Consider the following 13,870-nt stretch of genomic DNA (forward strand, 5'->3'; position numbering starts at 1 on the left):
GACGGTCACAAATATGACCCTGCTCACGACCCGATTCCAGCGCGCCCCACATCAGGGCACGCCATACCGGAACCATCCAATTCGGACAGAAGCACCATTTAATGATTTACACCGCCACTCACCGATCAAGCCCCACGACGATCAACGCAATTCGCCCTTCCGTGGGTCGAGGAAAAGTGATGCACATCACTCCATTACTCCGCCGTGGGGCCTCGGCGATCCTTCTATTCACCGCCGACGAGGTCGGGGGACGGCATTGAATTCGACCGGCTCCCCTCCGCCGAGGAATGCGAAAGCATCCGGGTGACTCTCCGTATACACGTGTCAGGCGCGTCGACACGGCGCACAGGGACGGGAAGTCGCTTCCGGTCCCGCTCGGGCGCGGGTGGCCGCATCGACCGGGGCCTGGTCCGAACCAGCCGGATCCCCGGATCACTCGCCGCGACCAGGGCGGACGGCGCAACGCCCCTGCAGGACGGCCGAGATGATTGCCCGATAAACGGGTGTCGTATCGTCGGGAGCCACATCACGCCACCGTCGGCGAGCCGCGCCGATGGCAGTCACCTCAGGAGTCCACGTGACGCAGCAGCTGCCGCAGACCCCGTCGACAGAACCCGAGCTGGCCGGAGTTCGTAACTTCCGGGATGTGGGCGGACTGCCGACGGCGGACGGCCGGCGGGTGCGGTACGGGAGGCTCTTCCGCAGCGGTCACCTGGCGAACGCGACGGCGAGCGATGCGGCGTTCCTCTCCGGGCTCGGGCTGCACACGATCTTCGACTTCCGCAACGCCGCGGACCAGAAGCTGGAGGGTCCCGACGTCGATCTTCCGGGCGTACGCAATGTGAACCTGCCGCTCAGCGACCCGGCCGACGGCGCGGAGTTCTGGACGATGGTGCGCGAGGGCAACCTCGACCAGCTGAAGTCGATCCTCGCGGACGGCAAGGCCGCGGGCCGGATGTCCGCGTCGTACCGGATGATCATCAAGGAGCGCACCGGCGAGCACAGCCGGGTGCTGCACGCACTGGCCGAGGACAGCGTCCCTGCGCTCATGCACTGCGCCGCCGGCAAGGACCGGGCCGGTCTGTCGATCGCGGTGTCCTTGCTCGCGGTCGGCGTGGACCGCGACGCGATCGAGGCGGACTACCTCAAGTCCAACGACCCCCACCGCCGCTACAAGGTCCGGCGCAAAGACAACTCCCCCGCCGCGATGTCCCCCGAGGTCATGGAGCTGCTCGCCCCGCTGTTCGACGCCCGCGCCGAGTATCTGGCCGCGGCCTTCGAAACGATCGAGGAGACGTGGGGCGGCACGGAGCGCTATCTCTCCGATGGCCTGGGGCTCTCCCCCGAGACGCGCGAGCGCCTGCGCGAACGGCTCCTCGACGAGGCGTGACGCCTTGCGCGCTACCCCTTGCCGCCCACCAGGAAGAGCAGATAGAGGAAGCCGGCGAAGAGGTGACCGGCTATCAGGTAGACGAACAGCCTGATCACCAGGCCTCGGGGGAACCGCTCCTCCTGCTGCTGTGACATGACGGACCTTTCTGTTCAGGACGGAGCGCGAACCGCGCACCGGGGTCTCAGACGTGCGGGTGCAGCTCGGGGCTCTGCAGGAGGGTGTGGACGAACAGCAGCTCTGCCCCGTCCGGGGTGGCCGCCGCCAGGCGGTGGGGGGTGAGGGAGTCGAAGTGCGCGCTGTCCCCCGGTGCGAGTTCCTGCACGAAGTCACCGAGGCTCAGCCGCAGCCGCCCCTCGAGGACATACAGCCACTCCTCGCCGGGATGGACGCGCACCATGTCGCCCTGGGCGCCGTAGGGCACCACCACCCGCAGGGCCTGCATGGCCCGCCCTGGCGCGCCGGCCTGCTGATATGTCCAGCCGTCGGACGCGGCGGGCTCCCGCCGGCCGGCCCTGATGACAGCCTCGCGCTCCGGTGGCAGCTCGCCGAGCAGATCGCCGACCGTCGTACCGTAGATCCTGGCCAGGGCGAGCATCATCGGCAACGACGGCTGGCGCTGTCCCGTCTCGAGCCGGGAGAGATGGGCCGGCGAAAGGCCTGCGCGCCGGGCCGCCGCCTCGAGCGTGAGCCGGCGGCGGCGGCGCAGATCGCGCAGGCGCGGCGCGACGTGTGGGAGCCCTTCGGCAGGGGCCGTCCCTTCGGCGGGGAGCGGGCCGGTTCCCCGCCCGGCGGCAGCATCGGTCATGCGTCCATTGCGCCAGGCGATTGCCCCATTGGCAAATTTCTTGCCAGCCAGGCAAAGAATCAGCGATTCGCGACGGCCTGTTTCACCAGCGTCCTGCCGAAGTCCCACATCAGTCCGCCGCCGCCATGGGCATCGTCCATCACCGCGGTGAACGCCTCGACGAAGCGGTCCACTTCCCGCTCGCCGATGATCAGTGGCGGAATCAGCTTGATCACTTCGAGGTGGTCACCGGAGACCTGGGTGAGGATCCGGTGCTTCTGCAGCAGTGGCACCACCACCATCTGCGCGAAGAGTCCCTTACGGGCGGCCTGCAGCATGGTCCACCGGCTGCGCAGCCGCATGGACTCCGGCCGGCCGAACTCGATGCCGATCATCAGCCCGCGCCCTCGTACGGCATGCAGCAGCTCGTAGCGGTCCACGAGTGCCGCGAGCCGGGCGCGCAGCAGCTCGCCGGTCACCCGCGCGTTCGCGACGACATGCTCGTCCTCGAGCACCGAGAGCACGGCGAGCCCGGCGGCCATCGCCTGGGCGTTGGCCCCGAAGCTGGCGGAGTGCACCAGGACGCGGTCCATGGACGAGTAGACCTTCTTGAAGATCCAGTCCTTTCCGAGGGTCGCCCCGACGGGCACATACCCTCCGGAGAGCGCCTTTGCCACGCACACCAGGTCCGGCTCAACACCGGCCTCGTACTGGAAGGCGTAGAAGTCCCCGGTCCGGCCGAGTCCGGTCTGCACCTCGTCGACGATCAGCAGGGCCCCTCGCCGGTGCAGGAGTTCCTGGGCGGCGCGCAGGAAACCGGTCGGCGTGGAGTTCACACCCTTGCCCTGGATCGGCTCGACGACGAAGGCCGCCACATCGCCGCGCTCCAGTTCCCGCTCCAGCGCGTCCAGATCCCCCGGTTCGACGGCGGTGTCCGGCAGCAGCGGCGCGAATCCGTCCCGGAATCCGGCCTCGCCGTTGACCGACAGCGAGCCGGCGGTGAGGCCGTGGAAGGCATGCGTGCAGTACAGGATCCTGGTCCGGCCGGTTGCGTACCGGGCGAACTTCAACGCGGTCTCCACCGCCTCCGTACCGCTGTTGCCGAAGAACACGCGGTCCAGGTGGGGAGTGTGCACAAGCAGCTTCTCGGCCAGCAGCCCGGGCAGCGGCTGGCAGTCGAAACGCGTCAGATCGGCGAGCGAGGCGTCCAGGACGTCGTGCAGCGCCTTGCGTACGACGGGGTGGTGGCGGCCGAGGCCCATCACGCCGAAGCCGGCGAGCATGTCGAGGTAGTCGTTGCCGTCCGCGTCCCAGAAGTACGCGCCCTCGGCCCGTTCATAAACCTTGTCGAAGCCGATGGTGTGCAGCATGCGGGGCAGCTGGTGGTTGAGGTGGCGGGTGTGCAGCTCATAGCGCTCGGCCCCGCGCTCGGCGAGCAGCGCCGCGAGATCGAAGCCTTTGGGCCGCTCGGTCATCGCTCAGATCTCCTTGGCTGCCATGGCCGCACTGATCCGCCCGGCGATCTCCACCGGGGTCAGCCCGATGTCGGCCAGCACCTCGCTGCGCCTGCCGTGGGCGAGGAACTCTTCGGGGATCCCGAAGTCCCGCAGGGGCACGTCCACCCCGGCATCGCGCAATGCCTGAGCGACGGCGCAGCCGACGCCGCCCCTGCGGCTGTTGTCCTCCACGACCGCGACCAGCCGGTGGCGGGCGGCCAGCGGGGCGAGCTGCTCGTCGACGGGCTTGACCCAGCGTGGGTCGACGACCGTGCAGCGGATGCCCCGGCCCGACAGCAGTTCGGCCGTCTGCAGGCAGACCGGTGCCAGCGCCCCGACGGACACGATCAGCACATCGGCGTCCTTTGGCCGGAGCAGTACGTCCATCCCGCCGATCCGCCCGACGGCCTCGACGGGGTCACCGACGCTCTCCTTCGGGAAGCGCAGCACGGTGGGCGCGTCGCCCACCTCGACCGCCTCGCGCAGCTCCTGCCGCAGCCGTACGGCGTCACGCGGGGCCGCGATCCGCAGACCCGGGACGACCTGCAGGAGGGACATGTCCCACATGCCGTTGTGGGACGGGCCGTCGGTGCCGGTGATCCCGGCCCGGTCCAGTACGAACGTCACGCCGCACCTGTGCAGGGCGACATCCATCAGCAGCTGGTCGAAAGCACGGTTGAGGAACGTGGCGTAGACGGCGACGACCGGGTGCAGCCCCGCGGTGGCGAGCCCCGCGGCACAGACCGCCGCATGCTGCTCGGCGATGCCGACGTCCCACACCCGGTCCGGGAAGCGCTCGGCGAACTTCGTGAGCCCCACGGGATGCAGCATCGCCGCGGTGATGGCCACGACGTCCGGGCGCTCGGCCCCGATCTCGGCGATCTCGTCCCCGAACACCGAGGTCCACGACGCGCGGTCGGGCAGGGCGAGCGGCGCGCAGGTCACCGGGTCCATCGCACCGACCGCGTGGAACCGGTCGGCCTCGTCCTCCAGGGCCGGCCGGTATCCGCGGCCCTTCTCGGTCAGGCAGTGCACCAGGACAGGTCCACGGAAGCGCTTGGCACGGCGCAGCGCCGACTCGACGGCCTCGATGTCGTGCCCGTCGACCGGCCCGAGGTACTTCAGCCCCAGGTCCTCGAACAGGCCCTGGGGCGCGAAGGCGTCCTTGAAGCCCTTCTTCGCGCCGTGCAGGGACTCGTAGAGCGGTTTCCCGACGACGGGGGTGCGCTCCAGGATGTCCTTGCCCCAGGCCAGCAGCTGTTCATAGCCGTCGGTGGTGCGCAGGGCGGCGAGATGGCTCGCGAGGCCGCCGATCGTCGGCGCGTAGGACCGCTCGTTGTCGTTCACCACGACGATCAGCGGCCGGTCCTTGGCCGCGGCGATGTTGTTGAGGGCCTCCCAGGCCATGCCGCCGGTGAGGGCTCCGTCGCCGATCACCGCGACGACATGGTCGCTCGTGCCCCGTACCTGGTGCGCCTTGGCCAGTCCGTCCGCCCAGCCGAGCACGGTCGACGCATGGGAGTTCTCGATCACGTCGTGCTCGGACTCCTCCCGCGAGGGGTAACCGGACAGCCCGCCCTTCCCGCGCAGCTTGGAGAAGTCCTGCCGTCCGGTGAGCAGTTTGTGTACGTAGGACTGGTGGCCGGTGTCCAGAAGGATCCGGTCCGCGGGTGAGTCGAAGACCCGGTGCAGGGCGATGGTCAGTTCCACCACACCCAGGTTGGGGCCCAGATGGCCGCCGGTCCTGGCCACCGCCTGGATCAGGAAGTCCCGGATCTCCTGTGCGAGTTGGACCGTCTCCTCCTCGCCCAGCGACTTGAGGTCGCGCGGGCACCGGATGGTCTCGAGAATCGTCACGGTCTGACCCCTTCTCGTGCGGCGTCATCGGCTCCCGGTGACGGTTTCGCGGGCTGCCCTGAGCGACTCCTTCAGCGAGCCCATGGTGGCCAGTACGGCGGTGGGCTCGTAGCCGCAGTGCGCCATGCAGTTGGCGCAGCGCGGGTCCTTGCCGCGGCCGTACTTGTCCCAGTCCGTGTCGTCGATGAGCTCCTGGTATGTGGGCACGTACCCGTCGCTCATCAGATAGCAGGGGCGCTGCCAGCCGAAGAGCGAGTAGTTGGGGATCGCCCAGGCGGTGCACGGGAAGTCCGCCTTGCCCTCGAGGAAGTCGAGGAAGAGCGGTGAGTGGTTGAGCCGCCAGCGCCGCCGGTTGCCGCCGGCGAAGGACTTCCTGAACAGCTCGCGGGTCTGCTCGACGCCGAGGAAGTGCTCCTGGTCGGGCGCCTTCTCGTAGGCGTATGCGGGCGAGATCATCATCTCGTCCACCTTGAGGTCGTCGTTGAGGTAGTTGAGCACCTCGATGACGGTCTGCGGGGTGTCCGTGTTGAAGAAGGTCGAGTTGGTGGTGACCCGGAAGCCGCGCCGCTTGGCCTCCTTGATCGCCTCCACGGCCTCGTCGAACACGCCTTCCTTGGCCACCGATTCGTCGTGCCGCTCGCGCAGCCCGTCGATGTGCACGGCAAAGGCGAAGAACGGGGACGGTACGAACTTCTCGATCTTCTTGCGCAGCAGCAGTGCGTTGGTGCACAGAAAGACGTACCTCTTCCTGGCGACCAATTGGCGTACGATCTCGTCGATCTGAGGATGCATCAGAGGTTCGCCGCCCGCGATGGAGACCATCGGGGCACCTGACTCCAGCACCGCTCCCACAGCCTGTGCCACCGGCATGCGCTGCCTGAGCACTCCGGCCGGGTGCTGGATCTTCCCGCAGCCCTCGCACTTGAGGTTGCAGGCGAAGAGCGGCTCCAGCTCGACGATGAGCGGGAACTTCTCACGGCGGCGGAGCTTTTGTTCAATGAGATAGGTCCCGACCCTGACGGTCTGACGCAGCGGCATGGCCATCTGGCTCACCTCCTGGGGAGCAGCAAAGAACGGTGCCATTCGAAGAACGCGGGAAGTACGGCGCGAAGAACGCGGAAGGCTGATATTCCACCGCGCACCGTGCCGATACGGACCAGTTCGTGCTCAGGAGCGTCCACGACCACTCGGACGGCCGCAACCGGACGCGGACCGGCGCTCAGGGCGCTGCTGAGGGTGGCGGCCGATTCCATGTCCGCCGCGATGGCGCCGGTGGCGCGCAGCTCGGTCCGCTCGTGTCCGCGCACGACATGGTCGGTGCCGGCCAGCAGTCCGGTGTGGACCGTGCGGCCGGGCAGCGCCCTGGACACCGCCTTGACCAGCAGTTCGGTTGCGGTGCAGGGGGTGTGCGCGGTGGCGAGCCGGGTCCGGTCGGCGACCACGAGATCGCCCGGGTGCATTCCCGGTGCGAGCCCCGCGCAGAAGCCGGAGGCGATCACGGCCGCCTCCCGCAGGGGGCCGTCGCCGCAGGCGGCGCGCAGCGCCCGTTCGGCGCAGACCGGCCCCATCCCGGTGCGCAGGACGGTGACCTGGCCGCGCGCGCCGCTGTGGTCGCCGGTGCGCAGGGCGATCTTCTCGATGCCGAGCGCGCAGGCGATCAGCAGCGGCGCGGCGGAGCCGGAGGGCTCCACGGGGTCCGGCATCAGCCCCCCTTGCGGGTGGCCGAACGGTCGGCGGACGGCTCGCCGTGCGCGTACCGGCCGAGCGCCGTCAGCGGGAAGACCTGCCGGTACAGGTGGTAGTTGATGGAGAAGTCCCAGGGGAATCCGGTACCGGTGAAATACGGCTCGTCCCAGGAGCCGTCCTCGCGCTGGGTCCCGGCGAGCCAGACGATCCCGCGCTCGACCGCTTTGCTGTCCCGCTCCCCCGCCGCCAGCAGCGCGAGCAGGGCCCAGGCCGTCTGGGAAGCGGTGGACGTGCCATGTCCGATCCAGCTCTCCATCGGGGTCCCCCCAGGACGATGTCCCTGGGGAAGGTACGAGCGCAGGTCCTCGCCCCAGCCGCCGTCGTCGTTCTGCACGGATTCGAGCCAGCGGACGGCGCGGCGGATCGCGGGGTGCGAGGGCGGCAACCCGGCGGCGGTGAGAGCGGGCACCACCGACCCTGTGCCGTAAATGAAGTTGACGCCCCAGCGGCCGAACCAGGCGCCGTTGGCCTCCTGTTCGGTGAGCAGCCACCGAATACCACGGCGAGTACGTGGATGATGGGCCTTGCCCTCCCACGCCAGCATCTCCACGACATGCGCGGTGACGTCCGCGGACGGCGGGTCGATCACCTCGCCGAAGTCGCAGAACGGCAGCCGGTTGGGGAAGGCGCTGGTGTTGTCGGCGTCGAACGCGCCCCAGGCACCGTTGGCGGACTGCATGCCGAGATTCCAGCGCACCCCGCGTTCCACCGCGGCATCGACCTGCGCGGGGTGCGGGTGCTTCACCCGGCGCAGGGCAAGGACCACCTCGGCCGTGTCGTCGATGTCCGGGTAGTTGTCGTTGTGGAACTCGAACGCCCAGCCGCCCGGCGACAGGCCTGGCCTGCGTACCGACCAGTCGCCGGGCCGCACGACCTGCTCGCCGAGCATCCAGTCCGCGGCCTTGACCAGGGCCGGATGGTCGCCCGGCAGGCCGGCGTCGGCGAGCGCGATGGTGGCGAGGCAGGTGTCCCAGACCGGGGACTGGCAGGCCTCGATCATGCGGACGGGACGGCCGTCCCGCTCGCTCCAGACCGCGAAACGGTCCAGCGACTCGAGGCCGGCGCGCATCACGGGATGCTTCAGGTCGTAGCCGAGCAGATGGAGCGCAATGACCGAGTACACGGCCGGCGGCTGAATGCCGCCCCAGCAGCCGTCGTTCTCCTGCCGCTCGACGATCCAGCGGGCTGCGGTGTTCATGGCCGCTCGGCGCAGCCGGCGCGGTGCAACCTTGTGGTAGAGGCGCAGCGCCTTGTCGGCCCGCTGGAAGAAGCCGTCCCAACTCGCGGCAGGTGCGAGGCGCTTGGGGGGATTCGGCGTCTTCGGATCGGTGTGCAGTTCGTCGAGCGGGAACGGGGCGGGGCGCACCGGCCGCTTGGCCGAGACGACCGTCAGTGGAACGATGGTCTGCCGTGCCCAGCAGCCGAAGTCGTAGATGTTCAGGGGCGCCCAGGTGGGCAGGAAGATCAGCTCGGGCGGCAGTTCGGGGAGGTCCTCCCACTTCCACCAGCCGAAGAGCGCGAGCCAGATCCGGGTGAAGACCCGGCCGGCGGCGATCCCCCCGTGCTTGCGGACCCAGGCGGAGGCCCGTGCCATGTGCGGGTCGTCGGGCCGGTCGCCGGCGAGCCGCAGGGCGACGTAGGCCTCGATGGTGGCGGACAGTTCGCCGGGGCCGCCGAAAAAGGTGGCCCAGGTGCCGTCCTCACGCTGCTGTCCCCGGATGAACCGCGCGGCTGCGTCGGTGGTGCGGGCGTCCTGGATCCCGAGGAACTGACGCAGCAGCAGATCCTCGGCGTCCATGCTCACATTGGTCTCGAGGTCGCCCTTCCACCAGCCTTCGGCGTCCTGCCGGGCGAGCAGATAGGCGCTCGAGCGTTCTGCGGCGCGCCGCGCGGCCTCATGGATGTCGTCCGGCGCCTGGACGAGTGCGGACCGTGTGTCGGTCGATTCAGTGGCCGCGGGGGCACGGGTCCCCGAGGACCCGCTGCTTCCGTCGGTCGTCGCTGTCATGGCTTCCCCTTCGTTGCAGTGGATCTCTGCTGTGCTGGGGTGGCCGTCGGCCGGTGACGATGTCGGTCACCGGCCGGCGACTGCGATTCATATCGAGCGGGTGATGGTGATCATCTCTTTCGTACGACGACGAAGTCCGCGAGTGCGACGAACTGCGCGCGGATACGTTCCGGCATGTCGACTCGGCTGAGGGCCTCGATCGCGACGGCATGCTGCCGGCGGGCCTCCTGGGAGGTCCACTCGCGGCCGCCCGCCTCCTCGATCAGGGCCGCCCTGGTGGCGAACTCCGTCTCGGAGAAGGTGTCGAAGTCATGGCTCTTGGCGTCCGCGGCGAGCAGTTCGCCGAGACGTCGTGATGCCGGGCCTCCGGCGGCGAGGGCGGCGACGACCGGCAGGGACTTCTTGCGCTGGCGCAGGTCGCTCCAGGTCTGCTTGCCGGTGGCGACCGGGTCGCCCCAGATGCCCAGCAGATCGTCGACGGCCTGGAAGGCGAGACCGAGGTGGTAGCCGTAGGCCTCGAGGGTGTCTGCGGTGCGGTCGTCGGCGCCGCCGAGCACCGCGCCGATGGAGACGGCGCAGGCCAGCAGCGCGCCGGTCTTGTTGCCCTCCATCTCCAGGCACTCCTCGACGGTGACCCGCTCGCGGTGCTCGTAGGAGATGTCCTGGGCCTGACCGTCGATCAGCTTGCGGCTGGCGGTGGTCAGCCGGCGGGTCGCGCGGCCGGCCTCGACGGTGCCGAGCTCCAGCAGCACCTCGTTGGCCAGCGCGAAGAGCGCGTCGCCGACCAGGATGGCCTGGGCGGGTCCGTGCACCTTCCACACCGTGTCGCGGTGGCGGCGCTGTTCGTCACCGTCCATCAGGTCGTCGTGCAGCAACGAGAAGTTGTGCACCAGCTCGACCGCGACCGCGCCGGGGATGCCGACCTCGGGTGCCGCACCGGCAGCCTCGGCGGACAGCAGCGCGAGCGCGGGGCGTACGGCCTTGCCGCCGTCGCCCTCGGCGGGCCGCCCATATGCGTCGATCCAGCCGAAATGGTAGGCGGCGACGGTGTCCATGGGCGGGGCCAAGCGGTCCACCGCGGCACGCAGCACCGGTGTGGACAGGGTCCTGCCGCGCTCCAGCAACGCGTGGATGTCCGTGTTCGGCACGTCACCTGGGCTGTGTGCGGTGTCTTCAGCGGTTTCCGCCGAGGGCACTGTCGGCACGATCTCTCCTCTGGTTCCAGTACTGGTGCTCACACCGCCTCCTTGAGCGGATGTTCATGGGGGCGGCCGAGCGCCGAGAGTGCGGCGCCCGCTGCGGTGAATCCGCTGCGCACGGCACTCTCCATGGTCGCGGGCCAGCCGGTGGCGGTCCACGCTCCGGCCAGGTACAGACCGGGCAGGCGGGTGCGGGCGCCGGGCCGCAGCCGGCCGACGCCCGGGGAGGGCGCGAAGGTCGCCGCCCGCTCCCGGGTGACGAAGAAGTCGCGTACCTCGGCGCCGCGCGCGGCGGGCAGCAGTCGCTCCAGCTCGGTCAGATAGCGCCCGCGGAGCTCGGCGACGGGTGCGTCGATCTCGTCCTGGGCGGCGGACTGGGAGAGGGCCAGGTACTGGCCCTCTCCCAGTCCGGAGGCGTCGGTGCGGTCGAAGACCCACTGCACGGGGGTGCCGAGCGCGGCGAAGAACGGCCGGCGCAGCACCTTGCGGTCGTAGAGCACATGGATGTTGAGGATGGGCGCGGCGCCGATGTCGAGGAGTCGGTCGGGGTCCTCCAGCGCGCCGTCGGGCAGCAGGGCATGGGCCTCGCGCTGGGGCACGGCGAGTACGACGGTGTCCGCGTCCAGCCGCTCGCCGTCGACGTCCACGTGCCAGCGTCCGCCCTCGCCACGGGTGATCTCACGGACGCGGGTGGACAGTTCGGTGCGTACACCGGCGCTGTCGAGCGCCTTGCGGGCCAGCGTGTCGTGCAGCTCGCCGAGGGGGACACGCGCCCAGCCGATGTCGGCGGCGCCCGGCTCGGAGAGCAGACCGGTCTTGAAGACCATCGCGGCGAGCCCCATCGAGGCGTTGGCCGCGGTGGCGTTGAGGGTGGCCACGCCGACGAGGTCCCACAGGGCTTCGATGGCGCGCCGTGACTGGCCGTGGCGGCCGAGCCAGGTGGCGAAGTCGATGCCGTCGAGTGCCGGGTCGGCCGGGTCGAGCCTGCCCAGGGCCAGGGCGGCGCGGCCCACACCCGCCCGCTCGGCGAGCGAGAGGTGCGGATAGCCGGCGAGGCTCGCGGCCAGGTGCAGGGGTACGGGCAGCGCACTGCGGCGCAGCCGTCCGAGCCGGGGGCCGTGGGGGGCGGCCACGTCCAGGACGGGTACGTCGAGACGGCGCTGCAGGGGCGCGAGTGCGGCGCCGTCGACCCGGTCGAGGAACCAGCGGTAGGCGGTGCAGCATCGCAGGTACACGTGCTGGCCGTTGTCCACGGTGAGGCTGCCGCGGCGGAAGGAGAACGCGAGGCCGCCGAGGCGGGGCCGGCCCTCGGTGAGGGTGACATGGACGCCCTCGTCGGCGAGCCGGAGGGCCGCTGTGACACCGGCGAGTCCGCCGCCGACGACCACCGCGTGCCGCGGCGTCATGGAGTGGTCCGGCATGCGATCTCCCTTCGAGCCACCGCAGTCGCGGACGTGGACGGGTGGGTCAGGGCTGCCCACCGGCCGTGGATGCAGGCGCAGTTCGTCACACCCGCCCCCTGAAGGACTGCCGGCTGACATGCCGGGCGTCGAGGCCGGACAGGCCGCGCACGGCGACATACGCCTTCTCGCGTCCGGGCAGGGAGACCCGGCCGCGCAGGACCGCATCAGGGTCGCGCTCGATGCGGTCGAGCAGCCTTCGGTAGATGCCCGCCATGGCGGCGACACAGGCGCCGCTGCGCCGGTCGAGCATGGGCAGCAGCCGGTAGCCCTCGGTGAACAGGGCGCGGGCGCGCCGCACTTCGAAATGGACCAGGCCCGCGAAGTCGGAGCCCGGTGGCGGGGTGGCGCCGTGGAAGCCCGCGCCGCAACCGAACTTGGCGAGGTCGTCGGCGGGCAGATACATCCGCCCGCCCTCGGCGTCCTCGCGAACGTCCCTGAGGATGTTGGTGAGTTGGAGTGCGAGACCGAGCGTGTCGGCGTACTCGGAGGCGCGCTCGGCGCCGCGCGCGGCGGGCAGGGTGCCGAACACGCCGAGGGAGAGCCGTCCGATCGCTCCCGCGACGCACCGGCAGTAGACCTTGAGGTCGTCCCAGGTCTCGTACGTCTTGCCGCGTACGTCCATCAGCACGCCGTCGATGAGTTCGTCGAGCCCGCCCAGCGGCACCGGGAAGCGCTGCGCGGCGTCCGCGAGCGCGACGGCGACCGGGTCGGTGTCGTCCTGGTCGACGGCGTTGCGTCTGATGCGTCCGAGCAGCTCCCGGGTCTCCTCGAGCCTGCCCCGCTTGGCATCCGATGCGAGCTTGCCGTCACCGATGTCGTCGATGCGCCGGGAGAAGGCGTAGAGCGCCGACATGGCCTGGCGCTTGCCGGCGGGCAGCAGACGGATGCCGTAGGCGAAGTTACGTGCCTGGTGGCCGGTGACGGCCTCGCAGTAGCTGTAGGCGGCCTGAACAGGCGCGGACAGCTGGATGGGTCCCTCCATCGTCCGGCTCACCTCTCTCCACGCGCTCGTCGCAGGACAGCACCCGCTTCACGCAGCACATCCGATGTGGCGGCCTTGGGCGGTCCGGGCAGCACATCATGTCCGGCCGCGGCGATCGCAGTGAGAGCGGCGCGCCCACCGCCCACAAATCCGGCCAGCAGAAGCCGGAGTCGGCCGTGGACGCTGCCCACCAGAAAGGTGCCCTCATCCAGCAGCTCACCGGCGCGCTCGGCCTCGTGGGCGATCAGTGCGCGCACTGATGCGCTGCCCGTGGCCGCGGTGAGATCCGCCTCGGTGACCTGGAAGCGCTTCATGTCCTCGGCGGGCAGATAGATCCGGTCGCGTCCGAGGTCCTCGACCACGTCCTGGAGATGCTCGACGATCTGCAGACCGGTGCACACGGAGTCGGAGCGGCGCAGCCGTTCGGGGCTGGCGGTGCCGGTGATCTGCAGCACCAGCCGGCCGACGGGGTTGGCCGACAGCCTGCAGTAGGCGAGCAGGTCGTCCCAGGTTTCGTAGCGCCGGACCAGCTGGTCCTGCCGGTTGGCGGCGATCAGGCCGAGGAACGGCTCCGGGGTGAGCGAGCAGCGGCGGACGGTCGGCTGCAGCGCCAGCAGGAGCGGGTGGCGCGGCGTGCCGTCGAAGACGCGGCACAGATCGGCCTCGAAGGCGTCGAGCAGGACGGCCGGGTCCTCGGCGTGCTCGGGTTCGACGCCGAGATGCCGGGCATCGGCGCCACCGGGAGAGAGGTCGCCGTCGCCGATGTCGTCGACGAGCCGCGCGTAGCCGTAGACGGCCTTCAGATCCTGGCGCCAAGCGCGGGGCAGAAAGAAGGGGGCGACGGGGAAGTTCTCGTCCGCGGCCTTGTCGAGGGTGGCACGGGCAGGCGCCTGGGGACGCGACTGGCGGACGCCTGTCACTGCCCGCTGCCCGCTGCGGGGA

At 70.3% G+C, this 13,870-nt stretch carries 12 protein-coding genes; 1 reads left to right on the plus strand and 11 read right to left on the minus strand.

All coding sequences use genetic code 11. From position 1 onward, the window contains the following. The first annotated feature begins 577 nt into the window (after nucleotides 1-577). Nucleotides 578-1,390, plus strand: a complete 813-nt coding sequence (locus tag OHS70_RS03355; protein WP_328393467.1) for a tyrosine-protein phosphatase — start codon at nucleotides 578-580, stop codon at nucleotides 1,388-1,390. A gap of 11 nt (nucleotides 1,391-1,401) precedes the next feature. On the opposite strand, the gene OHS70_RS03360 is transcribed toward OHS70_RS03355, so the two are convergent. From OHS70_RS03360 to hpnC, 11 genes are all read right to left on the minus strand, one after another. Continuing rightward, on the minus strand, nucleotides 1,402-1,527 hold the full coding sequence (locus tag OHS70_RS03360; protein ID WP_328393469.1) for a DUF6126 family protein: 126 nt from the start codon (nucleotides 1,525-1,527) through the stop codon (nucleotides 1,402-1,404). 47 nt (nucleotides 1,528-1,574) lie between these two features. After that, a complete protein-coding gene (locus tag OHS70_RS03365) occupies nucleotides 1,575-2,198 on the minus strand; it encodes a helix-turn-helix domain-containing protein (RefSeq protein ID WP_328393471.1) in 624 nt (207 codons plus the stop codon). Between the two features lie 59 nt (nucleotides 2,199-2,257). Beyond that, nucleotides 2,258-3,652 carry an aspartate aminotransferase family protein gene (locus OHS70_RS03370; protein ID WP_328393473.1) on the minus strand — a complete coding sequence of 465 codons (1,395 nt, stop codon included), beginning with the start codon at nucleotides 3,650-3,652 and terminating at the stop codon, nucleotides 2,258-2,260. Nucleotides 3,653-3,655: 3 nt separating this feature from the next. Continuing rightward, nucleotides 3,656-5,530, minus strand: coding sequence for a 1-deoxy-D-xylulose-5-phosphate synthase (gene dxs, locus OHS70_RS03375; protein WP_328393475.1), 1,875 nt, complete (start codon nucleotides 5,528-5,530; stop codon nucleotides 3,656-3,658). Nucleotides 5,531-5,554: 24 nt separating this feature from the next. Beyond that, the gene (hpnH, locus tag OHS70_RS03380) at nucleotides 5,555-6,574 is read right to left on the minus strand and encodes an adenosyl-hopene transferase HpnH (RefSeq protein ID WP_328393477.1); all 1,020 of its coding nucleotides are present in this window, start codon (nucleotides 6,572-6,574) and stop codon (nucleotides 5,555-5,557) included. 5 nt (nucleotides 6,575-6,579) lie between these two features. Next, entirely contained in the window at nucleotides 6,580-7,233 is a 654-nt protein-coding gene (locus tag OHS70_RS03385; protein WP_328393479.1) for a phosphorylase family protein, read from the minus strand. Continuing rightward, complete coding sequence (gene shc, locus OHS70_RS03390; protein ID WP_328393481.1) at nucleotides 7,233-9,284, minus strand: squalene--hopene cyclase; 2,052 nt, start codon at nucleotides 9,282-9,284, stop codon at nucleotides 7,233-7,235. The genes OHS70_RS03385 and shc overlap by 1 nt, the downstream gene beginning before the upstream one ends. A 110-nt stretch (nucleotides 9,285-9,394) precedes the next feature. Then, the gene (locus OHS70_RS03395) at nucleotides 9,395-10,492 is read right to left on the minus strand and encodes a polyprenyl synthetase family protein (protein ID WP_443062723.1); all 1,098 of its coding nucleotides are present in this window, start codon (nucleotides 10,490-10,492) and stop codon (nucleotides 9,395-9,397) included. Nucleotides 10,493-10,518: 26 nt separating this feature from the next. Next, entirely contained in the window at nucleotides 10,519-11,904 is a 1,386-nt protein-coding gene (hpnE, locus tag OHS70_RS03400; RefSeq protein WP_328393483.1) for a hydroxysqualene dehydroxylase HpnE, read from the minus strand. Nucleotides 11,905-11,989: 85 nt separating this feature from the next. Further along, complete coding sequence (gene hpnD, locus OHS70_RS03405) at nucleotides 11,990-12,928, minus strand: presqualene diphosphate synthase HpnD (RefSeq protein ID WP_328393485.1); 939 nt, start codon at nucleotides 12,926-12,928, stop codon at nucleotides 11,990-11,992. An 8-nt stretch (nucleotides 12,929-12,936) separates the two neighbouring features. Beyond that, nucleotides 12,937-13,848 (minus strand): squalene synthase HpnC, encoded by a 912-nt coding sequence (gene hpnC, locus OHS70_RS03410; protein ID WP_328393487.1) that lies wholly within the window; start codon nucleotides 13,846-13,848, stop codon nucleotides 12,937-12,939. Between the last annotated feature and the right edge of the window lie 22 nt (nucleotides 13,849-13,870).

The sequence above is a fragment of the Streptomyces sp. NBC_00390 genome, assembly GCF_036057275.1.
Lineage (GTDB): Bacteria > Actinomycetota > Actinomycetes > Streptomycetales > Streptomycetaceae > Streptomyces.